This window comes from Pseudomonas sp. B35(2017), assembly GCF_002113645.1.
Lineage (GTDB): Bacteria > Pseudomonadota > Gammaproteobacteria > Pseudomonadales > Pseudomonadaceae > Aquipseudomonas > Aquipseudomonas ekonensis.
The window spans coordinates 39,018-63,999 of the sequence record NZ_NEIZ01000015.1 but is presented as its reverse complement, the minus strand read 5'-3'; the positions used below and the strand labels follow the sequence as shown (position 1 = coordinate 63,999).

At 66.7% G+C, this 24,982-nt stretch carries 17 protein-coding genes; 6 read left to right on the top strand and 11 right to left on the bottom strand.

What is annotated here, in order from left to right; genetic code table 11:
- Positions 1-30 precede the first annotated feature (30 nt).
- Together CAG41_RS21330 and CAG41_RS21325 are read left to right on the top strand one after the other, a co-directional pair.
- On the top strand, positions 31-1,152 hold the full coding sequence (locus tag CAG41_RS21330; RefSeq protein ID WP_085577516.1) for an HlyD family secretion protein: 1,122 nt from the start codon (positions 31-33) through the stop codon (positions 1,150-1,152).
- Positions 1,149-2,741: a DHA2 family efflux MFS transporter permease subunit gene (locus CAG41_RS21325; RefSeq protein WP_085707451.1), complete on the top strand. Its 1,593-nt coding sequence runs from the start codon at positions 1,149-1,151 to the stop codon at positions 2,739-2,741. The genes CAG41_RS21330 and CAG41_RS21325 overlap by 4 nt, the downstream gene beginning before the upstream one ends.
- 76 nt (positions 2,742-2,817) lie before the next feature.
- Here the strand turns inward: CAG41_RS21325 and CAG41_RS21320 are convergent, their stop codons facing one another.
- From CAG41_RS21320 to CAG41_RS21310, 3 genes are all read right to left on the bottom strand, one after another.
- Positions 2,818-3,258 (bottom strand): carboxymuconolactone decarboxylase family protein, encoded by a 441-nt coding sequence (locus tag CAG41_RS21320; protein ID WP_085577518.1) that lies wholly within the window; start codon positions 3,256-3,258, stop codon positions 2,818-2,820.
- A 96-nt stretch (positions 3,259-3,354) separates the two neighbouring features.
- Entirely contained in the window at positions 3,355-4,797 is a 1,443-nt protein-coding gene (locus CAG41_RS21315; RefSeq protein WP_085577519.1) for a mechanosensitive ion channel family protein, read from the bottom strand.
- Positions 4,798-5,192: 395 nt separating this feature from the next.
- Positions 5,193-6,059 (bottom strand): pirin family protein, encoded by an 867-nt coding sequence (locus CAG41_RS21310; protein ID WP_085577520.1) that lies wholly within the window; start codon positions 6,057-6,059, stop codon positions 5,193-5,195.
- Positions 6,060-6,281: 222 nt separating this feature from the next.
- Between CAG41_RS21310 and dkgB the strand changes: the two genes are divergently transcribed.
- Positions 6,282-7,085 (top strand): 2,5-didehydrogluconate reductase DkgB, encoded by an 804-nt coding sequence (dkgB, locus tag CAG41_RS21305; protein ID WP_085577521.1) that lies wholly within the window; start codon positions 6,282-6,284, stop codon positions 7,083-7,085.
- Between the two features lie 4 nt (positions 7,086-7,089).
- On the opposite strand, the gene CAG41_RS21300 is transcribed toward dkgB, so the two are convergent.
- The 7 genes from CAG41_RS21300 to CAG41_RS21270 all read right to left on the bottom strand — a co-directional run bounded on the left by CAG41_RS21300 (position 7,090) and on the right by CAG41_RS21270 (position 17,789).
- The gene (locus CAG41_RS21300; protein WP_085707450.1) at positions 7,090-10,296 is read right to left on the bottom strand and encodes an ATP-binding protein; all 3,207 of its coding nucleotides are present in this window, start codon (positions 10,294-10,296) and stop codon (positions 7,090-7,092) included.
- A gap of 10 nt (positions 10,297-10,306) precedes the next feature.
- The gene (locus tag CAG41_RS21295; protein WP_085577523.1) at positions 10,307-10,933 is read right to left on the bottom strand and encodes a response regulator transcription factor; all 627 of its coding nucleotides are present in this window, start codon (positions 10,931-10,933) and stop codon (positions 10,307-10,309) included.
- Between the two features lie 145 nt (positions 10,934-11,078).
- Entirely contained in the window at positions 11,079-11,471 is a 393-nt protein-coding gene (locus tag CAG41_RS21290) for a hypothetical protein (RefSeq protein WP_085577524.1), read from the bottom strand.
- A gap of 129 nt (positions 11,472-11,600) precedes the next feature.
- Positions 11,601-12,317, bottom strand: coding sequence for an MgtC/SapB family protein (locus CAG41_RS21285; RefSeq protein ID WP_085577525.1), 717 nt, complete (start codon positions 12,315-12,317; stop codon positions 11,601-11,603).
- A 229-nt stretch (positions 12,318-12,546) separates the two neighbouring features.
- Positions 12,547-15,246 (bottom strand): magnesium-translocating P-type ATPase, encoded by a 2,700-nt coding sequence (gene mgtA / locus CAG41_RS21280; RefSeq protein ID WP_085638128.1) that lies wholly within the window; start codon positions 15,244-15,246, stop codon positions 12,547-12,549.
- A 589-nt stretch (positions 15,247-15,835) separates the two neighbouring features.
- On the bottom strand, positions 15,836-17,173 hold the full coding sequence (locus CAG41_RS21275; protein ID WP_085577527.1) for a lysine N(6)-hydroxylase/L-ornithine N(5)-oxygenase family protein: 1,338 nt from the start codon (positions 17,171-17,173) through the stop codon (positions 15,836-15,838).
- 133 nt (positions 17,174-17,306) lie between these two features.
- Complete coding sequence (locus CAG41_RS21270) at positions 17,307-17,789, bottom strand: sigma-70 family RNA polymerase sigma factor (RefSeq protein ID WP_085577528.1); 483 nt, start codon at positions 17,787-17,789, stop codon at positions 17,307-17,309.
- Positions 17,790-18,112: 323 nt separating this feature from the next.
- On the opposite strand from CAG41_RS21270, the gene CAG41_RS21265 reads away from it, so the two are divergent.
- The 3 genes from CAG41_RS21265 to CAG41_RS21255 are packed head-to-tail and all read left to right on the top strand — an operon-like array spanning position 18,113 to position 22,661.
- Positions 18,113-19,285, top strand: coding sequence for an efflux RND transporter periplasmic adaptor subunit (locus tag CAG41_RS21265; RefSeq protein ID WP_085631412.1), 1,173 nt, complete (start codon positions 18,113-18,115; stop codon positions 19,283-19,285).
- Positions 19,286-21,259 (top strand): MacB family efflux pump subunit, encoded by a 1,974-nt coding sequence (locus CAG41_RS21260; protein WP_085577530.1) that lies wholly within the window; start codon positions 19,286-19,288, stop codon positions 21,257-21,259.
- A gap of 7 nt (positions 21,260-21,266) precedes the next feature.
- Positions 21,267-22,661 (top strand): efflux transporter outer membrane subunit, encoded by a 1,395-nt coding sequence (locus CAG41_RS21255; protein WP_085631410.1) that lies wholly within the window; start codon positions 21,267-21,269, stop codon positions 22,659-22,661.
- Positions 22,662-23,056: 395 nt separating this feature from the next.
- On the opposite strand, the gene CAG41_RS21250 is transcribed toward CAG41_RS21255, so the two are convergent.
- Positions 23,057-24,676 carry a PvdJ/PvdD/PvdP-like protein gene (locus CAG41_RS21250; protein ID WP_085707449.1) on the bottom strand — a complete coding sequence of 540 codons (1,620 nt, stop codon included), beginning with the start codon at positions 24,674-24,676 and terminating at the stop codon, positions 23,057-23,059.
- Between the last annotated feature and the right edge of the window lie 306 nt (positions 24,677-24,982).

The following is a 24,982-nucleotide window of genomic DNA, read 5'->3' as shown; positions in this document are numbered from 1 at the left end:
ATAACAGCCCGCTTCCACAGGTACATTCCCATGACCAGCATGCCCACCGTCGAACCCGACCTCGCCGTCCCGGTCGGCGCCGCCCGATCGCCCCTGCTCAAGCGCCTGCTGTTGCCCGCCGCCGGGATCGCCGTCCTGGCGTTCGCCGGACTGTACGCCGCCCATTGGTGGAGCGCCGGGCGATTCCTGGAAGAGACCGACGATGCCTACATCGGCGGCGACGTCACGGTGATCGGGCCGAAGGTCTCCGGCTACATCGAAGAAGTGCTGGTCAGCGACAACCAACCGGTCAAGGCCGGTGACGTATTGATCCGTCTCGACTCGCGGGACTACCGCGCCAGCCTGGCCAAGGCCGAAGGTGCGGTCGCCGCCGAAGAGGCGCTGCTGGCCAACCTCGACGCCACCGAACAACTGCAGCAAGCCGTGATCGGCCAGGCCCGCGCCGGCATCGACGCCGCCGGTGCCGAAACCGCCCGCTCGCGGGACGACAACGCACGCTACAAGCGGCTGGTGAGCAGCAACGCCGTCTCGGTGGAAAGCGCGCAACGGGCCGACGCCACCTTCAAGACCGCCCAGGCCCAGAGCGCTCGCGCCCAGGCCGAACTGCTCGCCGCGCAGCGCCAGCTCTCGGTCATCGAAACCCGCAAGCAGCAGGCCCGCGCCGCGTTGATGCAGGCGAAGGCCGAACGCGACCTGGCGCAACTGAACTTAGGCTACACCGAGCTGCGTGCGCCGGTGGACGGCGTGATCGGCAACCGCCGCGCCCGGGTCGGCGCCTATGCCCAGGCGGGTTCGCAGCAGTTGTCGGTGGTGCCGGCCAGCGGCCTGTGGGTGGACGCCAACTTCAAGGAAGACCAGCTGGCCCGGATGAAACCCGGCCAGCGCGTGAGCATCCGCGCCGACGTGCTGTCCGGGCAGGAGTTCCACGGTCGCCTCGACAGCCTCGCCCCGGCCACCGGTTCGCAGTTCAGCGTGCTGCCGCCGGAGAACGCCACCGGCAACTTCACCAAGATCGTCCAGCGGGTGCCGGTGCGGATCCTGCTCGACCCCGCCGACGGCGTGCTCGGCCACCTGCGGCCGGGGCTGTCGGTGACCGCCGAGGTCGACACCCGCGCCCGGCCCGACACCGCCGCCGTGGCCAGTGCACCATGAGCCGCGCCCAGGCCGTCCCCGCGCCCGCGTTCAATGCCGCCGACATGGCGACGGCGACCAAGGTGTTCGCCTTCGCCACGATGTGCATCGGCATGTTCATCGCGCTGCTGGACATCCAGATCGTCTCGGCCTCCCTGCGCGACATCGGCGGCGGGCTGTCCGCCGGCACCGACGAGACGGCGTGGGTGCAGACCAGCTACCTGATCGCCGAAATCATCGTGATTCCGCTGTCGGGCTGGCTGTCCCGGGTGTTTTCCACTCGCTGGCTGTTCTGCGCCTCGGCGGTCGGCTTCACCCTCGCCAGCCTGCTGTGCGGCATCGCCTGGAACATCCAGAGCATGATCGCGTTCCGGGCGCTGCAGGGTTTCCTGGGCGGTTCGATGATCCCGCTGGTGTTCACCACGGCGTTCTTTTTCTTCACCGGCAAGCAACGGGTCATCGCGGCCGCGACCATCGGCGCCGTGGCCTCGCTGGCGCCGACGCTGGGCCCGGTGATCGGCGGCTGGATCACCGACCTGTCGTCCTGGCACTGGCTGTTCTACATCAACCTGCTGCCGGGGATCTTCGTCGCCGTGGCGGTGCCGATGCTGGTGAAGATCGACCGGCCGGAACTGTCGCTGCTCAAGGGCGCGGACTACCCGAGCATGATCCTGCTGGCGCTGTTTCTCGGCTGCCTTGAGTACACCCTCGAAGAAGGCCCGCGCTGGAACTGGTTCAGCGACCGCACCATCCTCACCACCGCGTGGATCAGCGGCCTGGCCGGCCTGGCCTTCATCGGCCGCACCTTGCGGGTGGCCAATCCGATCGTCGATCTGCGGGCGCTCAAGGACCGCAACTTCGCCCTGGGCTGCTTCTTTTCGTTCGTCACCGGCATCGGCCTGTTCGCCACCATTTACCTGACGCCGCTGTTCCTCGGCCGGGTGCGCGGCTACAGCGCGCTGGACATCGGCCTGGCGGTGTTCTCCACCGGCGTGTTCCAGATCATGGCGATTCCGCTGTACGCCTTTTTGGCCAACCGCGTCGACCTGCGCTGGATCATGATGGCCGGCCTGGCCCTGTTCGCGCTGTCGATGTGGGAGTTCAGCCCGATCACCCACGACTGGGGCGCCGCAGAACTGCTGCTGCCGCAGGCGCTGCGCGGGATCGCCCAGCAACTGGCGGTGCCGCCGGCGGTGACGCTGACGTTGGGCGGCCTCGCGCCGGCACGGCTCAAGCATGCCTCGGGCCTGTTCAACCTGATGCGCAACCTGGGCGGCGCCATCGGCATCGCAGCCTGCGCGACCATCCTCAACGACCGCACCAACCTGCACTTCACCCGGCTGGCGGAGCACCTGAACAGCCGCAACGAAGCGCTGAACCAATGGCTGGGCCAGGTCGGCGGCAACCTCGCCGCGTGGGGGCAGCACGGGGACGCGGGCATGACCGCCAGCCTGCGCCAATTGTGGCTGCTGACTTACCGTGAGGCGCAGACGCAGACCTATGGCGACACGTTTCTGGTGATCATGGTGTGCTTCGGCCTCGCCACGGCGATGGTGCCCTTGATGCGCAAGGTGCTGCCGCCGCCCGCACCGAGTGCCGATGCACATTGAAGGGATACCTGTAGGAGCCAGCCTGCTGGCGATGGCGTCAGTGAAGCCACCGCCGGGCAGGGTCAAGGCAGTCGGATCAGGCCTGCGGGGTCTTGCGGAAACCGACGGCCAGGCGGTTCCAGCTGTTGATGGTGCTGATGGCCACGGTCAGGTCGACCATTTCCTTGGGCGAGAACTGGGCGCTGACGGTTTCGTAGTCTTCGTCCGGTGCGTGGGTCAGGCTCAGTTGGGTCAGCGATTCGGTCCACAGCAGGGCGGCGCGCTCGCGGTCGGTGAAGAACGGGGCCTCGCGCCAGGCGGTCACGGCGAACAGCCGACGCGGGGTCTCGCCGCCCTTGATCGCATCGCTGGTGTGCATGTCGATGCAGAACGCACAGCCGTTGATCTGCGAAGCGCGCAGTTTGACCAGTTCGATCAGGCTCTTTTCCAGCGGCAGTTTGGAGACGGCGCTTTCCAGGGCCATCATCGCTTTGAGTGCGTCGGGGGAAGCGGTGTAGAAATCGATGCGGGCTTTCATGGCAGGTTTCCGGGTCAAGTGAATGTGCGGCTACGTTAATCCCGCAGCCCCGGCGCACAAATAGCCAATCCGGCAGAAGTCCGGGTGACCACTGCCTTACGCACGATGCCGCAGCCAGTGCAGGAACCCCTTCTTCGGCACCACCGCCGGCACCTCCTGGGTCAGGCTCTTGGCCTTGAGCAGACGGAAATCCAGCAACGCCTTCATGGCGTCGCTGATGTCGTGGCGGGCATCCAGGCAGGGCTTGAGGTAAGCCTTTTCGATGCGGTACAGCGTGCAATAGGTCTTGGCCGAGAACGTCGCCGGCAAGGCCGAGTCGCTCAGGATGCCGGCCTCGCCGATCACCTCGCCCGGCCCCATGCGCCCGGACTCGAACGGCGTTCCGTGGCGCAGCAGCGTCACCGAGAGCACGCCGGACTCGATGATCAGCAGATGGTCGCTGACCTGCCCCGCCTCCAGGATCACCTCGCCGGCACGGAAGGTCTGCAGGGTCATGTTCTGGCTGAACGTGTCCTTTTCTTCCTCGCGCAGGGTGGAGAAGATCGGCGAACTCTCCAGCAGGGCCCGGGGCCGCGACAGGTCGGCGGGCGCCAGAGGTTCGACGCTCGACAGCAGGTTGACCCCGGAGGCCTGCAGATGCCGGTACGCCAGGTCGAACAGCTGGTTGCGCACCGAGCGCTTCTCGCTCATCGACGCGACGAAGCCGCCGATCTCGTATTCCACGCCGGTGCTGGTGGCGTTCTTCATCGCCACGCTGGGCGCCGGGTCGTCCAACAGGAAGCGGCACCCCTGCACGGCCCGTTCCAGCGCCTCAAGCACCGTGTTGGGCCGCGAATGGGGGCTCACCTGCACGCTGACGGACACCCCGAACATGTTGCTCGGCCGGCTGAAGTTGATGATCTTGGCCTTGGCCGCCAGCGAGTTGGGGATCACCGCCATGCTGCCCTGGGACGTCTGTAGGCGGGTGGCGCGCCAGTCGATGTCGGTGACCCGGCCTTCGGTGCCGTCGATGGAGATCCAGTCATCCAGTTGGTAGGGTTTGGTGGTGTTGAGCACGATGCCGGAGAACACGTCGCTGAGGGTGCTCTGCAATGCCAGGCCGACGATGATCGCCAAGGCGCCGGACGTCGCCAGCACGCCCTTGACCGGCAGGTCGAGCACGTAGGCCAGCGCCGCGATGACCGCGATCAGGAAGATCACGGCCCCGAGCAGATCCTGCAGCAGCCGCCCGGTGTGCCCGACCCGCTGCATCATCGCCGCGCCGATCAGCACCGTCAGGGTGCGCGCGCCGAACAGCCACCAGCCGATCTGCAGGCCGGTCGCCGCCAGGTGCAGCGGCACGTTGTCGGCCCACGGCGCGGTCTCCATCGGGTTGAGGCCTTCGTTGAACAGCAGGATGCTGAACAACGTGAAGATCACCACCCGCACCAGCAGCTTCCACCCGCTGCCGTGGGAGCTGATCAGGCGCCACAGCCCAAGATCGACCAGGATCAGGATCAGCGCGCAAATCAAGGGATGATCGGTGAGCAGTGACAGCATCAAACAACTCCGGCAGAGACCAATCGGCAGAAGATCTCACAGATCGGTTCAGTGTAGGAGCATTTGATTCACGCCATAGAAACTGTAGGCGCCAGCCTGCTGGCGAGGGCGCTGGGTCAGGCACCAGGGATGTCGGCAATGCCGGCCTCATCGCTTGCAGGCAAGCTCCTACAGGATCTTGTGGTGTGCCGGGATTTTGCGGGCACCTGAGATACCTGTGGGAGCGGGCTTGCCCGCGATGGCGGCCTGTCAGCCACCGGAGATGTCGGCTGTGATGGCCCAATCGTTGGCAAGCCAACTCCCACAGGTTTCTGTGGTGTACAGGAATCCTGCGGGCACCGGGGATCCCTTGTGGGAGCCAGCCTGCTGGCGATGGCGGTGTTGGCGAACCGGGGTCAGTCCTGCATCCGGCCGAACCGCCCCGACTGGAAGTCGGCGAACGCCTGATGGATTTCCGCTTCGCTGTTCATCACGAACGGGCCGTGGCCGACGATGGGCTCGTCGATCGGTTCGCCGCTGAGCAGCAGCACCACCGCGTCGGCGTCAGCCTTGAGCGTCACCTGCCGGCCATCGCGCTCGAACAGCGCCAACTGGCCGACGGCGGCCTGTTCCCGTCCGTTGATCTGCACCGAACCACGCAACACCACCAGGGCGGTGTTGCGCCCTTCGTGCAGGTCCAGGTCCAGCGTCTTCCCGGCGTTCAGCCGGATGTCCCAGACGTCCACCGGCGTGAAGGTGCGCGCCGCGCCCTGGCGGCCGTCGAACTCGCCGGCGATCAAGCGCAGGCGGCCCGCGCCGTCCTTGAGCTCGATGTCGGGAATGTCGCCGTCGAGGATCGTCTGGTAACCGGGCGCCGCCATCTTGTCCTTGGCCGGCAGGTTGACCCACAGCTGCACCATTTCCATCCTGCCGCCGGTGCGGGCGAAGTCCCGGGAATGGAATTCCTCGTGCAGGATCCCGGACGCCGCCGTCATCCACTGCACGTCGCCGGGGCCGATCTTGCCGCCGCTGCCGGTGGAGTCCCGGTGCTCCACTTCACCGTCGTAGACGATGGTCACGGTCTCGAAGCCGCGGTGCGGATGCTGGCCGACGCCGCGCCGCTCATGGGTCGGCGTGAACTCGGCGGGACCTGCGTGATCGAGCAGCAGGAACGGGCTGATGTGCCGGGCCAGGTTGTCGTAGGAAAACAGCGTGCGAACCGGAAATCCGTCGCCCACCCAGTGGCCACGGGGACTGGTGTAAATGCCGATGAGGTCTTTCATGGTGCCTCCCGAAAGGTGGTTTCAATGGATTGATGTTAAATCCGCTACCTATCCGGCACTAGTCAGGCAAAAGCAGCTTCATCGTTCCACACGTAGAACAATGCGTACCCGCACCGCCGATTCGTGACTTGCGCTCAACAGTGCTTTGCCGGGGCAGCGGTTTTTCCCGGGCAGGCAGCCACGGATACTGCGCCCATTCCCTTCGCAACCCTGGAGTCACGCATGTCTGTTCCCGCTTTCGGTCTTGGTACGTTTCGCCTGCAAGGTCAGGTGGTCATCGATTCGGTGAGCACCGCCCTGGAGCTGGGCTACCGGGCCATCGACACCGCCCAGATCTACGAGAACGAAGCCGAGGTCGGCCACGCCATCGCCGTCAGCGGCATCCCCCGTGAAGAGCTGTTCATCACCAGCAAGATCTGGGTCGCCAATTACGCCAAGGACCGCCTGATCGACAGCCTCCGGGAGAGCCTGCGCAAACTGCAGACCGACTACCTCGACCTGACGCTGATCCACTGGCCGTCCCCCGACGATCAAGTGCCGGTGGAGGAATTCATGGGCGCCCTGCTCGAAGCCAAGCGCCTGGGCCTGACCCGCCGGATCGGCGTGTCCAACTTCACCATCGGCCTGCTGAAACAAGCCATCGCGGCGGTCGGCGCCGAGCACATCGCCACCCACCAGATCGAAGTGCATCCGTTCCTGCAGAACCGCAAGGTGATCGCCTTCACCCAGAGCCAGGGCATCCACACCACCTCGTACATGACCCTGGCCTACGGCGAAGCGCTGAAGGATCCGCTGATCCAGCAGATCGCCGAACGGCTGGGCGCCACCCCGGCGCAGGTGACGCTGGCCTGGGCGATGCAGTCGGGTTATGCGGTGATCCCGTCGTCGACCCGGCGCGCCAACCTGCAAAGCAACCTCGGCGCCACGGCCCTGACCCTGAGCGAGGCCGACATGGCCTTGATCGCGACCCTGGACCGCGGCCAGCGCCTGACCAGCCCCGACGGCATCGCCCCCGAGTGGGACTGACCCGCTACCCCTGAAGGTGCTGCGCCAGGCCGTTCATGGCCTGGCGCAGCGATTCGACGGCGCCCGTCAGCGCCACGGTTTCGGCATCGCGGCACGCCTGTTCCAGGGCGTGGCACGCCGCCACGACCTGCCCGGCACCGACCATTTGCGCACCGCCCTTGATGTGATGGGCCAGGTCGCGCAAGCCGCCACGGTCGGACGCCCGGCCCAGGTCATCCAGCCGCTTCAGGTCGTCGCGCAGGCTCTGCGACACCTGGTCGCGCAAGCGCAGGATCAGCCCGCGGTTGTCGCCCGCCAGGCGTTCCAGGGTGCTCAGGTCGAGCGCGGCGGATGCCTGCTCCTGCCCCATGGGTTCTGCACCAGGCTCGGCAACAGACAGCGCCCGGCCCAGGTCGCCCAGGCCGATAGGCTTGAACAGGCAATCATCCATCCCTGAGGCGAGGCAACGCTGTTTTTCCTCGGCCTGGGCGTTGGCGGTGAACCCGAGCAACAAGCAGCGGCGCCGGCCCGTCGCGGCCTCCTCCGCGCGGATCGCCCGCGCCAGTTGATGGCCGCTGAGCCCCGGCAGGTTGATGTCGACGATCAGCACATCGAACGGCTGCCCGCGCCACGCGGCCAGGCCCTGTTCGCCGTCCTCCGCGCCCACGCTCCGGTGCCCGAGCTCGCTCAACTGCCAGCCCAGCAGCAAGCGGTTCACCGGGTGGTCGTCCACCACCAGCACGTTCAGCGGCGCCGACGATTCAGCCACCTCCCCATCGGCCTCAGGCGCAGGCAGCGGATCCAGCACCGGAAACTGCAGCAGCGCCCGGACCTGCGTGCCGCGCCCAGGTTCGCTGGCCAGTTGCAGGTCGCCGCCCATCATCCGGCACAGGTCCCGGCTGATCACCAGCCCCAGGCCGGCACCGCTGCGCACCGGCTGTGCAGCGTCGCGGGCCTGCACGAAAGGACTGAACAGGCGTCGCCGGTCATCGGCGCCGATGCCGATGCCGCTGTCTTCGATGGTCACGCTCAGGGCCAGCCGACGGTCGTGCAGCGACGTCACCCGCAGCACCAGGCTGACCTCACCGTTGGCGGTGAACTTGACCGCGTTGCTCAACAGATTCGACAGCACTTGCTTGAAGCGCGTGGGGTCGACCAGCACATCGACATCGCTGCGCGGATCCAGCTCGACGTGCCACAGCAGCTGCTTCTGCCGCGCAGGCCCCTCGAACACCCGGCAGACCGAGGCCACCAGGCCACGCAGGTTGGCGCGCTGCGGGGCGAGCTCCAGGTGCCCGGACTCGATGCGGGCGATGTCGAGGATGTCGCCGATCAGCGCCAGCAGTTGCTGCCCGGCGCTGGAGGCGATCTCGATGGCCAGGCGATCGGTCACGCCCTCGTCGGCCCGCTTGAGCGCCAGTTCGAGCATGCCGATCAGGGCGTTCATCGGCGTGCGAATCTCATGGCTCATGGTCGCCAGGAACGTGGTCTTGGCCCGGTTGGCCTCGTCGGCCGCCTCCTTGGCCTGCTGCAGCCTGCGCAACCAGCCCTGGCGCTGACGGAGCTGGCGCCGCTGCCAGCCGATCCACGCCAACGCCAGCATCAGCAGGACGGCGGCCGCCGCGAACCCCGAGAGGATTTCCCGGCGATGGCGTTGCCAATAGCTGTCCTCGACCACCACCCCGTGGCTCCAGCGCTCGACCAGCTCGTCCATCTCCTGGGGCGCAATGCTCAGCAACGCCTTGTTCAGCAGCGAATGCAGCAACGCCGCGTCCGGCGCCGTGGCCAGCGCGATCCGGGCCGGCTGATCCCCCACCGTAGTGACGATGCGCATGCGTCCCTTGTACTGGCGGGCGATCAGGTAGCGGGCCACCAGCAGCGAGCCCAGCGTCGCGTCCGCCTGTCCGTTGGCGATGGCCGCCATCCCTGCGGCAGGGCTGGCCACGTCGATCAGCCTGATCTGCGGCACCTGCTCGACCAGGTAGTCGTGCAAAGGATGGCCGCGGTAGATCGCCAGCCGCTTGCCAGCCAGGTCGCCCAACGAACGCAGACGGCCGTCCGCCGCCGCGATCAGCACGAACGGGTTGTTCAGGTAGGCCCGGGTGAACCGCAGTTCCAGCTCCCGCTCGCTGCTCGGCGTCACCACCGGCAGCACATCGAGTTCGCCCGCTTTCAGTTGCGCCATCTGCCGGTCCAGCGACTGCCCCCGCACGATGTCGAACGTCAACCCGGTGCGTTGCCCGATCATATTCAGCAACTGTGCGGTGAGCCCGTGCAGTTGCCCGTCCGCATCAAAGAACGTCAGGGGCGCGAAGTCCTCCACGGCCCCCACCCGCACCACCGGGTGCCCGTCGCGCCACGCCTGTTCGGCGGCGCTCAGGGTGACGCTCGCCTGCCCGCTCATGTCGGCGAGGCCGGCGCTCCAGCGTTGCTCCATCAGCAGCCGCTGTTCGAGGGGAATGGCCGCCAGCGCCCGGTCCACAAGACGCTGCAACCGCCCGTTGCCCCGGGCCAGGGCAAAGCCGAAGGGGTTGGCGTCGAGCCCCGAAGGCCCGGCCAGTTGCAGGTCGTTGCGATAATTGATGTTGATCAGGTAGTTGGCGCTGATGAGGTCCCCCAGGTACAGGTCGTCCTGGCCGAACGCCACCGCACCGAGCGCGTCGAGGATGGCGGGATAGCGCACCAGGGTCGCGGTGGGGTACGCCTTGCGCACGGTCGCCTCCGGCAGGTAGTCCTCGGCCATGGCGATACGCTTGCCGGTCAGGTCCGCCGGCAGCGGCTCGCTGAGCCGGGTCACCCACATGGGCTGGTCTTCGGCGTAGGCGCGGGACAGCACCACTTGCGGGTCGGCCAGCTCGAAAAGGTTGGAGGTGCCGAGCAGGTCGAGCTCGCCGCCCTTGAGCGCCGCCATCGCCCCTGCGCGGTCGCGGTAGCGCTGCACCGTGACCGCGACGCCGAGCAGGCGCCCCAACAGGTCGGCGTAGTCGGCGGTGATGCCTTCCAGCTCATGCCGGTTGCGCGTCAGTTCGAACGGCGGGTAGTCGGCGCCGGACACGCCCACCCGCAGCACGGGGTGCTCGCGCAGCCATTGCCGATCCGCATCGTCCAGGCGGATCGGGGCCGTGTCGGGGCTGCTGCGGGCCAGCACCTCCAGCACCTGCGGCGGCTCGCCTGCCCGAACGTGGGCCGCGACCAGCACCAACGACAGAAGGAAAAGACGCCACGACCCCATGCCAGCCCCCTCAGATCAGTTGGTTGCGCAGGGCGAATTCGCGCAGCAGCACCAGCGACCCCACCCCCAGCTTGGTCATCAGGCGGGTCTTGTAGGTGCTGACGGTCTTGTGGCTCAGGCTCATGCCTTCGGCGATGTCCTTGTTCGCCCGGCCCTGGGCCAACTGCACCAGGATGTGCAGTTCGCGGTCGGAGAGCAGGTCGATCAGCTGTCGCTCGTTGTTCTGCAGCATGCCGCTGCCGGCGGCGAGGTCCGTGGAGCCGGGAAAGTAGGTGTAGCCGGAGCGCACGGCTTTGATGGCGTTGCGCAGTTGGTGCAGGGAATCGGACTTGGTGACATAGGCCATCGCGCCGGCGCGCATGCAGCGCATCTGGTAGTGCGCCGGCTCGTGGGAGGTGAACACCACCACGCGGCAGTCCAGGCCGTTGGCGCGGATGCGCTCCAGCACCTCCAGGCCGCTCATCCCTTTGAGGTTGAGGTCGAGGATCACCAGCTCCGGCGAAAGCCTGCGGATCGCCGGCACCGCTTCGACGCCGCTGGCGACCACCTCCACCTGCCTGAAGCCCTCCGACTCCAGGATCAGGCCGAGGGTGGCCCCCACCACCGGGTGATCGTCGACGATGAGCGCTCTCTTCATGACCACTCCCAGTGCAATGTCGGGACGCCGGTGCCACAGGCATCGCCCGGCTCGGACAGACCCTGGCTGCGCCAAGACTGTTGCACGGGATGCGGGAGGAATCTACCTGTCAGATCTGACAGTTGCGACAAACGGATAACCGTGCTCAAACGCCGACAGCCTGCCCGACCGCCCCCTCGATCTGTGCCATCAGGCGCTCGATCCGGTGGATGTCCGGCAGCTGCGCCTCGCTGATCCCGATGGGCTTGCAGGCAAACCCGGCCACCGTCGACGCCGGCGCGTTGTAGACCAGGGCATGGCGGACACGAGGATTGCCGCACAGGAAGTCCGCCAGGTCCATCGAGCCCGCCGCCAGCCCGGCATTGGCGGCGACCACGTCGAAGGCACCGCAGTCACGCTCGACCAAGGTCAGCAGTTCGGCCAGGTTGCGCACCGGCGCGATGCGAAAGTACCCGAGGCGATTGAACGATCGCTCGAGGGTCATCCGGTGAAAATGCTGCGGATCGGCAATCAGGATGCGCAAGGCTTTTTGGGGCACGGTGGACTTCCCGGTCGGTGTCGGCTTCACGAGGCGCCAAGGTTACGCAAGCGCCACGGAACACTCTGTAGGACTTTTCCGAAAAATCCGGCCGCCCATCCGCAGGCCGCACCGCCGCGCGCAGCGACCTCACTCGGTGGTGCTCGGGCTCCAGAAGGCCTGCACCACCAGAGCCGACGTCGAGACCCGCGCCACCAGCGCGTCGAGCTCATCGCCGTCCACCGAGGTGGTGGCCAGCGTCGCCTCGATCTCCACCTCATCGCTGCCGAAGGCATGCACGTCGACGTCGCTGGCCGGGTAGTTGCTGCGTTCCAGTTCCGCCTCGAGCAAGGCCAGCACGGCCTTCTGCTGCGAGCGCCGGGCGATGACGTAGACGATGTTGGTGACTTCCGCCGAGACCACATCCAGCGGCTGGCGGTTGATGTTGTTGACGATCGGACGCAGCAGCGTGTTGGCCGCCAGCACGAACAGCGTGCCGAGCACCGCCTCGGCCAGCAGGTCCGCCCCGGCGCAGGCCCCCACCGCCGCCGAGGTCCAAAGGGTGGCGGCGGTGTTGAGGCCGCGCACGTTGCCCTCTTCGCGCATGATCACCCCGGCGCCGAGAAAGCCGATGCCCGACACCACGTAGGCGACCACCCGCACCGCCCCTTCGGCGCCGCCGAGGCGGTTGGCCATGTCAACGAAGATCGCCGCGCCCACCGCTACCAGCACATTGGTGCGCAGGCCCGCCGTGCGTTGGCGGTACTGGCGCTCGAAGCCGATCAGGCCGCCGAGGATGAACGCCGCGCTGAGGCTGACCAGGGTGTCGAGCAGCGAGGTCAGGTTGAGGTTGTCGATGGCTTGCATGTCCAGCTCCTTGAAAAATCTGTTGTCCTTTGTGGGAGCAGCGGTTCGGTCACCGCAGATGTTGGCTGTGCCGGCCTCATCGCTTGCAGGCTGGCTCCCACAGGTATTTCTGGTGCCTGCAAGCTCCCTGCGCACCGCAAAACCTGTAGGAGCTTGCCTGCAAGCGATGAGGCCGGCACAGACATCGCAGAGCAAGGAGAAGCCCCTTGCTCGCACAGCGTCCCCAGTCTTACTGCCAGCCGAACCGGCGGATGTAGAAGCCCTTCACCGCCTGGGTCAGGGCCATGTACGCCAGCAGGATCACCGGCAGGAACACGAAGTACAGCGACGGCAGCGCCTGCAGCTTGAAGTAGTTCGCCAAAGGCCCCATCGGCAGGAAGATCCCCACCGCCATGATGATCCCGGTCATCACCAGCAGCGGCAGGGCCGCGCGGCTTTGCAGGAACGGGATCTTCGGCGTGCGGATCATGTGCACGATCAGCGTCTGGGTCAGCAGCCCCACCACGAACCAGCCCGACTGGAACAGGGTCTGGTGGTCCGGGGTGTTGGCATCGAACACGTACCACATCAAGGCGAACGTCGTGATGTCGAAGATCGAACTGATCGGCCCGAAGAACAGCATGAACCGGCCCACGTCCGCCGGCTGCCAGCGCTGCGGCTGCTTCAGCATCTCGTCATCGACGTTGTCGAACGGGATGGCGATCTGCGAAATGTCGTAGAGCAGGTTCTGCACCAACAGGTGCATCGGCAGCATCGGCAGGAACGGAATGAACGCACTGGCCACCAGCACCGAGAACACGTTGCCGAAGTTGGAGCTGGCGGTCATCTTGATGTACTTGAGCATGTTGGCGAAGGTGCGCCGCCCTTCGAGCACGCCCTCCTCCAGCACCATCAGGCTCTTTTCCAGCAGGATGATGTCCGCCGCTTCCTTGGCGATGTCCACGGCGCTGTCCACCGAAATGCCGATGTCGGCGGTGCGCAGCGCCGGCGCGTCGTTGATGCCGTCGCCCATGAACCCGACCACATGGCCGTTGCCCTTGAGGATGCGGACGATGCGTTCCTTGTGCGACGGCGTCAGTTTGGCGAACACGTTGGTGGTCTCCACCGCCACCGCCAGTTCGGCATCGCTCATGCGCTCCACGTCGTTGCCCAGCAGCAGGCCCTGTTGGGCGAGGCCCACCTCGCGGCAGATCTTGGCCGTCACCAGTTCGTTGTCGCCGGTCAGCACCTTCACCGCCACGCCATGCTCGGCCAGGGCCTTGAGCGCCGGCGCGGTGCTTTCCTTCGGCGGATCGAGAAACGCCACGTAGCCGATCAGCGTCAGGTCCTGTTCATCGGCCAGGCTGTAGGTGTCACGCCCCTGGGGCATCGACCGCGCCGCCACCGCCACCACCCGCAGGCCTTCGGCGTTGAACGCAGCGGTCACCTGGCGGATGCGGGCCAGCAGGTCCGCGCTCAGCACGTCGTCGGCTTCGCCGTGGCGCACATGGCTGCACACCGCGAGCACTTCCTCCACCGCGCCCTTGCAGATCAACTGGTGCGGCTGGCCCCGCCCTTCGACCACCACCGACATGCGCCGGCGGTTGAAGTCGAACGGGATCTCATCGACCTTGCGAAACGCCGTGCCGACCTTCAGCTCGCGGTGGACCTCCACATGCTCCAGCACCGCCACGTCCAGCAGGTTCTTGAGGCCGGTCTGGTAGTAGCTGTTCAGGTACGCCATCTCCAGCACGTCGTCGGAGTCCTCGCCCCAGACGTCGACGTTGCGCGCCAGGAAGATCTTGTCCTGGGTCAGGGTGCCGGTCTTGTCGGTGCACAGCACGTCCATGGCGCCGAAGTTCTGGATCGCGTCCAGGCGCTTGACGATGACTTTCTTGCGCGACAGGAACACCGCGCCCTTGGCCAGGGTCGAGGTGACAATCATCGGCAGCATTTCCGGGGTCAGGCCCACAGCGATCGACAGCGCGAACAGCAGCGCCTCGGTCCAGTCGCCCTTGGTGAAGCCGTTGATGAACAGCACCAGCGGCGCCATCACGAACATGAAGCGAATCAACAGCCAACTGACCTTGTTGACGCCTTGCTGGAACGACGTCACCGCCCGGTCGGTGGCCCCGACCCGCTGGGCCAGCGCACCGAAATAGGTGTTGTTGCCGGTGGTCAGGATCACCGCCACCGCCGTGCCGGACACCACGTTGGTGCCCATGAACAGGACGTTGTCCAGTTCCAGCGGGTTGCGCGTGTCGCGGTCCTGCTGGCGCGGGAATTTCTCCACCGGCATCGATTCGCCGGTCATCGCCGCCTGGCTGACGAACAGGTCCTTGGCGCTGAGCACCCGGCAGTCGGCGGGGATCATGTCGCCGGCCGACAGCACGATCAGGTCGCCCGGCACCAGTTGCTTGATCGGCAATTCGATGCGCGGCGCATCCCGACGGATCACCGTGGCGGTGTTGCTCACCATGGCCTTGAGCGCGTCGGCGGCCTGGTTGGATTTGCTTTCCTGCCAGAAGCGCAGCAGGGTCGACAGCACCACCATCGAGAAGATCACGATGGCCGCCTTCAGGTCCTCGGTCAGCCACGAGATCACCGCCAACAGGGTCAGCAGCAGGTTGAACGGGTTCTTGTAGCAGTGCCACAGGTGCGTCCACCACGGCAGCGGCTGTTCGTGCTCGACTTCGTTCAGGCCGTGCTGCGCACGCAGCGCATCGACCTCGAAATCCGTGAGGCCGTCGGCGTGGGTGCCCAGCGACGACAGCAGCGCGCCGCTGTCGCAGTGGGCGGCGTCCACCAGGGTGTTGGCCAGGCTGGGCGGCACTTCACGGCTGACCGTGGTGTCGCTGATCGATTCCAAAAGCGCCAGGCGCCGGAAGTGGCGGGCGATGTGGCGGGTCCGCAGGAAGCCTGCGAAGAATTCCTTGAGCGTCAGTTTCATGGCTGCTACCCCTCTGGTCAGCCGGGAAACCGTCGAGCAGGCACGTCCACGCCCCGGCCGCCGGAAACACCGGCAAGGCAGGGCCTGGCACGCCGGTCAGCCAAGACAGGCGTGTCGATAGGGCTGCGGCGGCGACGCAAAGGTCACGGCCACGCTCTGTTCAGCGTCGATGAGAAGGACGTCGGGACATGGCCTCAACCGGCCATGATCGGGATGCCGCCGCTCGCTGTTCGGCGAGACAACGGCATCAGGGAATGCGCGTTATCTTGCCGAGAATCTGCCGGTTACCGAGACCGGCCGACAACTGTCACTCGAACAAGTACCCACTGTGGGTCTCCGCTATTGATGAAAACGCGCGAAGCTTACGCCCCGGTATCTGGAGAGTAAACCCGCAAAGGAAAGTGTGACGGGGAATGTCACCGCTTTTCAGGAAGGGTTCAGGAAAGGTTCAGGTTGGGATTGCCGGGGGCCGAACGCGAACAGGCTCGCTCCCACACCGGATCGCCGTTCGACACACCTTCCGTGTCCGCTGGAGATCCCCTGTGGGAGCGAGCCTGCTCGCGATGACGGCCTTGAAGCCGCCGCCGTCTTAGCTGGCGGTCGCCAACAGCAGGTCCGCCACCGAACGGCTGTGCCCGCGGTGCTTGCCGTGCTCATACAGGGAACCGGCGATCTCGTCCGCCCGCACCGGCAGCACCGACAGCAGCGTGTCGCTCAGGCCGTGGCTGGCCTGGCAGAAGCCCTGCATGTACAGGCCGGCCTTGCAGCGCTCGTCGGTGATCAGGCGGTAGTTGCGGTCGACCTCGAAGTCGCCCAGGTACTCTTCCAGCGGCGCCAGCAACTGGCGGTGCAACTGGCGCTCGTAACCGGTGGCCAGCACCACGGCGTCGTAGTGGCGCACGGTGACTTCGCCGGTGGCGTTGTTGCGCACGGTCAGCTCGATGCCGCGGTCGGTGGCGACAGCCTTCTCGACGGTGGTCAGGGTGCGGAACATGTGACGGGCGACGCCCGAGACCTTCTGGCGGTAGAAGATGCCGTAGATGCGTTCGATCAGGTCGATGTCCACCACCGAATAGTTGGTGTTGTGGTACTCGTTGACCAGACGCTCACGCTCGCTGCTCTTCTGCTGGAAGATCAGGTCGGTGAATTCCGGGGAGAACACTTCGTTGACGAACGGGCTGTCATCGGCCGGCTTCAGGGCCGAACCGCGCAGGATCATGTCCACCTGCACCGACGGGAAGGAGTCGTTGAGGTCGATGAACGCTTCCGCCGCGCTCTGCCCGCCGCCGATGATCGCGATGCTCATCGGCTGGTTGTTGACGCACGGCTGCTTGGCCATCTGCGCCAGGTACTGGGAGTGGTGGAACACGCGGGCGTCGCCCTTCAGGCCCTTGAACGCCTCCGGAATGCGCGGCGTGCCGCCGGCGCTGACCACCACCGAGCGGGCGGTGCGCACGAACTGCTGGCCCTGGACGTCACGGGAGATCACCCGCAGCGCTTCGACCTGCTGGTTGTGCAGCACCGGCTCGATGGTCAGCACTTCTTCGCCGTAGCGGCTCTGCTCGGTGAACTGCCCGGCGACCCAGCGCAGGTAGTCGTTGTACTCCATGCGGCACGGGTAGAAGGTGCCGAGGTTGATGAAGTCCACCAGGCGCCCGTGCTGCTTGAGGTAGTTGACGAACGAGTACGGGCTGGTCGGGTTGCGCAGGGTCACCAGGTCCTTGAGGAAGGAGATCTGCAGCTCGCTCTGGGTCGACAGGGTGTTGCCGTGCCAGCTGTAGTCGGCCTGCTTGTCGAGGAACAGCACATCCAGTTCGCCCTGGGTCGGGCCGCGCTCTTGCAGAGCGATGGCCAGCGCCAGGTTCGAAGGGCCGAAACCGACGCCGATCAGATCGTGAACGATGGGCGATGCAATTGCCTGTGTCATTTCCAGTGTCCTCTGGATGAACCCCAACGCAGCGGGGAGGAAGAGCCTACGTGACCGGCCGGCCCCGAGCGGGACAGCAGGTCGTCTGTTGAGTAGGAACGAGGACAGTGAAATAAAATTTAACGACGGCGGCTCAATGGGCGTCCCATTGTTTGATGCGCACCCGGCAGTGCTTCATGGCGTTGACGATGTGCTTTTCCACCAGCGCCTTGGAAATGCCCAGGTGCTCGGCGATCTCGGGGTGCGACAGGCCTTCGATCTTGCGCAGCAGGAAACTGTCGCGGCACAGCGGCGGCAGTTCCGCCAATGCACGCTGGAGCATCTCCAGGCGCTGGCCGTGGTCGAGCGTGCTGTGGGGGGACGGGGTGAAATAGCGCTCTTCGCTGTCGAGCACCTCAAGGGACTCGACCTGACGCAAGGCGTTGCGCCGGTGGTCGTCGATCACCAGGTTCAGGGCCGTGCGGTAGAGAAAGGCCCGGGGCTGCTCGATCGGTGTGTCGCTGGAGCGCTCCAGCACCCGCACATAGGCGTCATGCACCACATCTTCGGCGACCTGACGGTTGCCGAGTCTGGCATTCAGGAAACTCACCAGCTCGCGATAGTAGTTTTCCAACATGGCTCCCCGCCGCAGCGGTGCGGTTTCTGTCCTTGGGCACACTGATCCGGGAACCCGCGACGGGCGCTAGCAAGATAGTGGCAGCTTGAGGCGCGTAATTTATAGTAATTCTCATATAGATTTAAAGTGATGTTTCACGTTGCCCGACAAATAGTCCCGTCCTATACCTGTAACATCGTGTGTCCCCGCTTAAATTCCCTCGCCCACCTCTCGTTAACAGGACAGCTCCCCGTCTCTGCCGCGCCCTGCGACAGTGTTCAGCGGTGCCCGATCCTGCGCACCCCCGTGAACGACGGGCCGATTCCCACTGGCCGGAACCCTGCATGAAACGTCCCCGCCCCGCCCGACGCGCCCTGCTCGCCACCCTTTGTCTGATCCCCGTCGCCGCCTATGCGGCCTGGCAGATGCTGCCCCCCGGCCGGGACAAGTTCGCCACCGTGCAAGTCACCCGCGGCGACATCGAAAGCAGCGTCACCGCCCTGGGCACCCTGCAGCCGCGACGCTACGTGGACGTCGGCGCCCAGGCCTCGGGCCAGATCAAGAAGATCCATGTGGAGGTCGGCGACACGGTCAAGGAAGGTCAGTTGCTGGTGGAGATCGACCCGTCCACGCAAAAGGCCAAGCTCGACGCCGGGCGCTTCTCCATCGAGAACCTCAAGGCGCAGCTGCAGGAACAGAAGGCCCAGCACGAACTGGCGCAGCAGAAGCACCAACGCCAGCAGCACCTCGCCGCCGGCGGCGCCACCCGCGAAGAAGACGTGCAGACCGCCCGCGCCGAGCTGAAGGCCACCCAGGCGCGCATCGACATGATCCAGGCACAGATCCGCCAGGCCGAAGCCAGCCTGCGCAGCGACCAGGCCGAACTCGGCTACACGCGCATCTTCGCGCCGATGGCCGGCACCGTCGTCGCCCTCGACGCCCGCGAAGGCCAGACCCTCAACGCCCAGCAGCAGACGCCGCTGATCCTGCGCATCGCCAAGCTGTCGCCGATGACGGTCTGGGCCGAAGTCTCGGAAGCCGACATCGGCCACGTCAAACCGGGCATGAGCGCCTACTTCACCACCCTGAGCGGCGGCCAGCGGCGCTGGAGCAGCACGGTGCGGCAGATCCTGCCGGTGCCGCCCAAGCCGCTGGACCAGACCAGCCAGGGCGGCGGCAGCCCCGCCAGCACCAGCAAAAGCGGAAGCGCCCGGGTGGTGCTCTACACCGTGCTGCTGGATGTCGACAACGCCGACAACGCCCTGATGGCCGAGATGACCACCCAGGTGTTCTTTGTCGCCGGCCAGGCGAAGGACGTGCTCACCGCGCCGGTCGCCGCCCTGCAGGGCAGTGCCGCCGCCGGCCTGCAAACCGCCCGGGTGGTCGCCGCCAACGGCGAGGTGCAGCCCCGCGAAGTGCGCACCGGTATCAGCGACCGCCTGAACGTGCAGGTGCTGGAAGGCCTGAACGAGGGCGATCACCTGCTGATCGGCCCCGCCGACGGCAACGGAGGCTGAATGCAGACGCCCCTGATCGAACTGCGGGACATCCGCAAGGCCTACGGCGGCGGCGACGCCCCTGAAGTCCACGTGCTGCGCGGCATCGACCTGTCGATCCACGCCGGCGAGTTCGTGGCCATCGTCGGTGCGTCGGGCTCCGGCAAATCGACGCTGATGAACATCCTCGGCTGCCTCGACCGGCCGACGTCCGGCGAATACCGCTTCGCCGGCGAAAACGTCGCCGGCCTGGACAGCGACGAACTGGCCTGGCTGCGCCGCGAAGCGTTCGGTTTCGTGTTCCAGGGCTATCACCTGATCCCGTCCGGCTCGGCCCAGGAAAACGTCGAGATGCCGGCGATCTACGCCGGCACGCCAGCGGCCGAGCGGCACGCCCGCGCCGCCGCCCTGCTCGACCGCCTCGGCCTGGCCTCGCGCACCGGCAACCGTCCGCACCAGCTCTCCGGCGGCCAGCAGCAGCGGGTGTCCATCGCCCGCGCCCTGATGAACGGCGGCCACATCATCCTTGCCGACGAACCCACCGGCGCCCTCGACAGCCACAGCGGCAAGGAAGTCATGGCGCTGCTCGATGAACTGGCGGGCCAGGGCCACGTGGTGATCCTCATCACCCACGACCGCGAAGTCGCGGCCCGGGCCAAGCGCATCATCGAAGTCCGTGACGGCCTGATCATCAGTGACAGCGCCGCCGACGACCCCGCCGTCCAGGCCGCCGCCAACCCCGGCGCCCTGCAGGCGGTGGACCTGCGCAAGCGCCTGGCCGAAGGCGCGCAAGCCAACGGCGCCTGGAAAGGCGAACTGGTGGACGCCCTGCACGCCGCTTGGCGGGTGATGTGGATCAACCGCTTCCGCACCGCCCTGACCCTGCTCGGCATCATCATCGGCGTGGCCTCGGTGGTGGTGATGCTGGCGGTCGGCGAAGGCAGCAAGCGCCAGGTGATGGCGCAGATGGGCGCGTTCGGCTCCAACATCATTTACCTCAGCGGCTCGGCCCCCAACCCGCGCACGCCGCCCGGCATCGTCACCCTGGACGACGTCGCGGCGCTGGCCAGCCTGCCGCAGGTCAAACGCATCATGCCGGTCAACGGCGCCGAGGCCGGGGTGCGCTTCGGCAACGTCGACCACCTGAGCTATGTCGGCGGCAACGACACCAACTTCCCGGCGATCTTCAACTGGCCGGTGGTCGAGGGCAGTTACTTCACCGAGGCCGACGAACGCAACGCCACGGCCGTCGCGGTGATCGGCAAGAAGGTGCGCGACAAGCTGCTCAAGGATGTCGCCAACCCGCTGGGCCAGTACATCCTGATCGAGAACGTGCCGTTCCAGGTGGTCGGCGTGCTCCAGGAAAAGGGCGCCAGCTCCGGCGACCAGGACAGCGACGACCGCATCGCCATCCCCTACTCCGCCGCCAGCGTCCGGCTGTTCGGCACGCGCAATCCGGAATACGTGGCCATCGCCGCCGCCGACGCGCGCAAGGTCAAGGAAGCGGAGCACGCCATCGAGCAACTGATGCTGCGCCTGCACAACGGCAAGAAGGACTTCGAGCTGACCAACAACGCCGCGATGATCCAGGCCGAGGCCCGCACGCAGAACACCCTGTCGCTGATGCTCGGCTCGATCGCGGCGATCTCGCTGCTGGTGGGCGGCATCGGCGTGATGAACATCATGCTCATGACCGTGCGCGAACGGACCCGCGAGATCGGCATCCGCATGGCCACCGGCGCCCGCCAGCGCGACATCCTGCGCCAGTTCCTCACCGAGGCGGTGATGCTGTCGGTGGTCGGCGGCCTCGCCGGGATCGCCCTGGCGCTGATCATCGGCGGCGTGCTGATCCTCAGCGAAGTCGCCGTCGCGTTTTCCCTGATGGCGGTGCTGGGCGCCTTCGGCTGCGCCCTCGTGACCGGTGTCGTCTTCGGCTTCATGCCCGCCCGCAAAGCCGCCCGGCTCGATCCGGTCACGGCCCTTACCAGTGAATGATCGCTTGATGAAACCACGCCTCAGCCTGTTGACCGTGTGCCTGATGCTCAGCGCCTGCTCCAGCCCCGTCCAGCGTCCGGACAGCGGCCTGCAACCGCCTGCCGCCTGGCAATCGCCCCACTCCGATGCCACCGCCCGCCACGACGCGCAGTGGTGGACGCAATTCGGCAGCCCCGAGCTGGACCGTCTGATCGAACAGGCCCGGCTCGGCAGCCACGACCTGGCCGCCGCCATGGCCCGGGTGCGTCAGGCCCGTGCCGCCACGGTGATCGCCGGCGGCTCGCAGTTGCCCGAGATCAAGGCCGGGGCCAACGCCAACCGGCAGAAGCTGCTGCGCGGCAACGGCTACAGCCAGCTCGACGCCGACAACAGCAACAAGGCTGTGGACTACTTCGACGCCAACCTGAGCGCCAGCTACGAGATCGATTTCTGGGGCGGCAAGCGCGCCTCCCGGGACAGCGCACGGTTCAGCCTGCAAGCCAGCGAGTTCGACCGGGCGACCGTCGAGCTGACGCTGCTGGGCAACGTCGCCGACACCTACGCGCAGGCCCTGTCCCTGGGCGAACGCAGCCGCATCGCCGAACTGAACCTGACCAACGCCCGCAGCGTGCTGAAGCTGGTGCAGACCCGCTTCGACGCAGGCTCGGCCACCGCCCTGGAACTGGCCCAGCAAAAAAGCCTGGTGGCCGCCCAGGAGCGTCAGGTGCCCCTGGTGCAGCAACAGGCCCAGGAAGCGCTGATCAGCCTCGCCGTCCTGCTCGGCCAACCCGTGCAGGCGCTGGCGCCGTCGCCGGAACCGTTCGACCGGCTGACCTGGCCGACCATCGCGGCCGGCGTCCCCAGCGACCTGCTCAGCCGCCGTCCCGACATCGCCCGCGCCGAAGCGCAACTGGCCGCCGCCGAAGCCGACGTGAAAGTGGCCCGCGCCGCCATGCTGCCCACCGTCACCCTGACCGCCCAGCTCGGCTCGGGCGCCAACCGGTTCAGCAACCTGGTTCGCAGCCCCTTCTACAACCTGACCGCCGGGCTGGTGGCGCCGATCTTCAACAACGGCCGCCTGGGCGCCGAGCGCGACAAGGCCACGGCCCGCCAGGAAGAACTGCTGGAAACCTACCGCGGCGCGATCGTCAGCGGTTTTGCCGACGTCGAAAAAGCCCTCAACAGCATTCGGGGGCTCGACGAACAGCGCCAGTGGCAGACCGAAGAACTGAACCAGGCCCAGACCGCGTTCAACATCGCCCAGAGCCGCTACCAGGCCGGCGCCGAGGATCTGCTGACAGTGCTGGAGACCCAGCGCACCCTGTACGCGGCCCAGGATTCGAACGTGCAACTGCGGCTGTCGCGACTACAGGCGAGCATTGCCCTGTACAAGGCGCTCGGAGGCGGGTGGCGGGCGCTGTAACTCCTGTGGGATCCGGGGCAGCCACAAATGCCCTGCACACCCAAAAAACCTGTGGGAGCTAGCTTGCTAGCGATGAGGCCCGAACTGTCGGCATCTCTGTTGCCTGTTCCACCGCCATCGCCATCGCCAGCAGGCTGGCTCCCACAAGGGATCCGGGGCAGCCACAAATGCACTGCACACCCCAAAAACCTGTGGGAGCTAGCTTGCTAGCGATGAGGCCCGAACTGTCGGCATCTCTGTTGCCTGCTCCACCGCCATCGCCAGCAGGCTGGCTCCCACAAGGGATCCGAGGCAAGCCACAAATGCCATGCACACCACAAAACCCTGTGGGAGCCAGCCTGCTGGCGATGAGGCCGGCACTGCCGACATCTGCGATGCCGACGGTGACGCGCGGGTCAGGCCTGGCTCTGCTTGGCCTTCAGGTTGCGCGCATACCACGGCCGCTGCGGCACGCGCCGGAACAGTTCGGCGAGCTTCTTCTCGTCTTCGCCGAAAGTGATGCGCAGCGCCAGTTTCATGGTCTCCGGATCCATCTCCACCGACTTGCCCACCTGCAGCCCCGGCGTGGTGCTGCAGCCATGGGTGGTCGGCCCCAGCCACGGATCGGCCACCTCGACCCAACGCCCTTGCGCAAACCACTGCACGCCGTTGACCTCAAGCCGCTCGACCTGGCCCGGATGGAAGCGCTCGTGGGCGCGGAACCAGTCCTCGACCCGGTCGTCGATCCAACCGTGGAAATGCCAGAACACCGGGTTCACATGGGAAGAGAACGGATCGCCGAGGAAATCGTTCTCCGGCGCGAACCAGCGGGCGGCGAAGTCGTCCAGGTCCCGGGCCAGCGGCACCGGCTGACCGTTGGACGGATCCCGCGGCACCGAGGCCCAGCGCATGTGCAGCCAGTCGTGCAGGCCCAGTTCCATCTCCGAGCCCAACTGCCCCAGGGTCAGCTTCGACAGGTACTGCGGATCGCGGTACTGCGATTCCCACACCTCGAAATTGCTCTGGTACGTCTCGGCCGTCTTGATGTCGCTGACCCACTGGCTGTACTCGTCGTCGCCTTCGGCCAGCCAGGTCGGCGGCAGCGCGGTGCCGTCGTGGTTGTCGAAGTAGCGGGCGAAGCCCTGGCGGTCACGCACCAGCTCCGGCTGCGGCAACGGGAAAAATGCCCATGACGGCAGGTCCTGCATGGAGCGGGCCGTGCCGAGCATGTGCCGGTGCATGAAGAAGAAATCGATCCCCGAGCCGTTGCGGTCCTTGCGCGGACCACGGGCGTCACGCTCCTGGTCGCGCGGGCCGGGCTGCCAGCCGAGGCCGCGCAGGGCGTTGCGCTTGTCCTCGGACAAGGTGTGCCACTTATCCCGGGTCGCATGCCAGACCTGATGGAACAGGCGATGCTCAGGCGACACCAGCCAGGCCAGCAGCGTCGGGTTCAGCGGCGTGCGCTGGCGCGCCTCCGGGAACAGGCACTTGACCGCGATGAAGCGGTGATCCTGGGCCGGCAGCGCCAGCGAACGGTCCAGCCGCTGCACCGTGCCGCTGAGGCTGCCGCTGCCGGCATTGCCGAAATCGGCCCAGACCTCGTCGAGCACCATGTTCAGTTCATAATCGACCCGCCCGCCCGCGCCGATCAGGCGCCAACTGAGCGTCGAGGCGTCAGCCCCGGCCAGGTCGCCGAGAATTCGGTAACGGGGTGTTTCATCCGAGCGCAGACGCTCCGGGGTGTCGAGAAAGCCGCACACACCCCGGCCTTTCTGACCGATGTCCAGAAACACTTCGAGCCCCTTGGGCGGCAACCCTTCGAGGCCGGCGTCGGCCCCCGTGAAACGGATCTTCCAGACCCCGCGCAGCGCATTGGCCAGACGCTGCCCGGCCACGTCGGCCACGTCGAACGACGCCTCGCCGGGGGTGACCGTCGGATCCGGCTTCGTCCATTCGCGATGCCCGAAATAGGCCGCCGGTACGGCAGCGCCGGTCAGCGCCAGGCCTGCCATGAACCATCGTCGAGAAATTCTCATTGCCCTACCTGTGTCAGCCTTGAAGCAGGCCTTATCCCAGCAAGAACGTTTGCTGCGCGGACAAATTTACGGTGCGCGCGCGAATGGGCCGCCGCACCTCCCCCCCCTGTGGGAGCGAGCCTGCTCGCGATGGCGATGCATCAGCCACCTCGATGTCACCGACAGACCCTCATCGCGAGCAGGCTCGCTCCCATAAGGCCCACCGCGCCGGGCACTTCGCCGGCCAGCCTAAATTCCGTCGCCGACCGCTCGTTCTTCCCAGATAGCGAAGGCCTCTGCGCCTGCATCCCGACAGCGAACCTGACT

Bases quoted from the DNA above. Each gene is read 5' to 3' on its own strand.
- CAG41_RS21330 (WP_085577516.1), top strand. From the start codon at position 31: ATGACCAGCATGCCCACCGTCGAACCCGACCTCGCCGTCCCGGTCGGC.
- CAG41_RS21325 (WP_085707451.1), top strand. From the start codon at position 1,149: ATGAGCCGCGCCCAGGCCGTCCCCGCGCCCGCGTTCAATGCCGCCGAC.
- CAG41_RS21320 (WP_085577518.1), bottom strand. From the start codon at position 3,258: ATGAAAGCCCGCATCGATTTCTACACCGCTTCCCCCGACGCACTCAAA.
- CAG41_RS21315 (WP_085577519.1), bottom strand. From the start codon at position 4,797: ATGCTGTCACTGCTCACCGATCATCCCTTGATTTGCGCGCTGATCCTG.
- CAG41_RS21310 (WP_085577520.1), bottom strand. From the start codon at position 6,059: ATGAAAGACCTCATCGGCATTTACACCAGTCCCCGTGGCCACTGGGTG.
- dkgB (WP_085577521.1), top strand. From the start codon at position 6,282: ATGTCTGTTCCCGCTTTCGGTCTTGGTACGTTTCGCCTGCAAGGTCAG.
- CAG41_RS21300 (WP_085707450.1), bottom strand. From the start codon at position 10,296: ATGGGGTCGTGGCGTCTTTTCCTTCTGTCGTTGGTGCTGGTCGCGGCC.
- CAG41_RS21295 (WP_085577523.1), bottom strand. From the start codon at position 10,933: ATGAAGAGAGCGCTCATCGTCGACGATCACCCGGTGGTGGGGGCCACC.
- CAG41_RS21285 (WP_085577525.1), bottom strand. From the start codon at position 12,317: ATGCAAGCCATCGACAACCTCAACCTGACCTCGCTGCTCGACACCCTG.
- mgtA (WP_085638128.1), bottom strand. From the start codon at position 15,246: ATGAAACTGACGCTCAAGGAATTCTTCGCAGGCTTCCTGCGGACCCGC.
- CAG41_RS21275 (WP_085577527.1), bottom strand. From the start codon at position 17,173: ATGACACAGGCAATTGCATCGCCCATCGTTCACGATCTGATCGGCGTC.
- CAG41_RS21270 (WP_085577528.1), bottom strand. From the start codon at position 17,789: ATGTTGGAAAACTACTATCGCGAGCTGGTGAGTTTCCTGAATGCCAGA.
- CAG41_RS21265 (WP_085631412.1), top strand. From the start codon at position 18,113: ATGAAACGTCCCCGCCCCGCCCGACGCGCCCTGCTCGCCACCCTTTGT.
- CAG41_RS21260 (WP_085577530.1), top strand. From the start codon at position 19,286: ATGCAGACGCCCCTGATCGAACTGCGGGACATCCGCAAGGCCTACGGC.
- CAG41_RS21255 (WP_085631410.1), top strand. From the start codon at position 21,267: ATGAAACCACGCCTCAGCCTGTTGACCGTGTGCCTGATGCTCAGCGCC.
- CAG41_RS21250 (WP_085707449.1), bottom strand. From the start codon at position 24,676: ATGAGAATTTCTCGACGATGGTTCATGGCAGGCCTGGCGCTGACCGGC.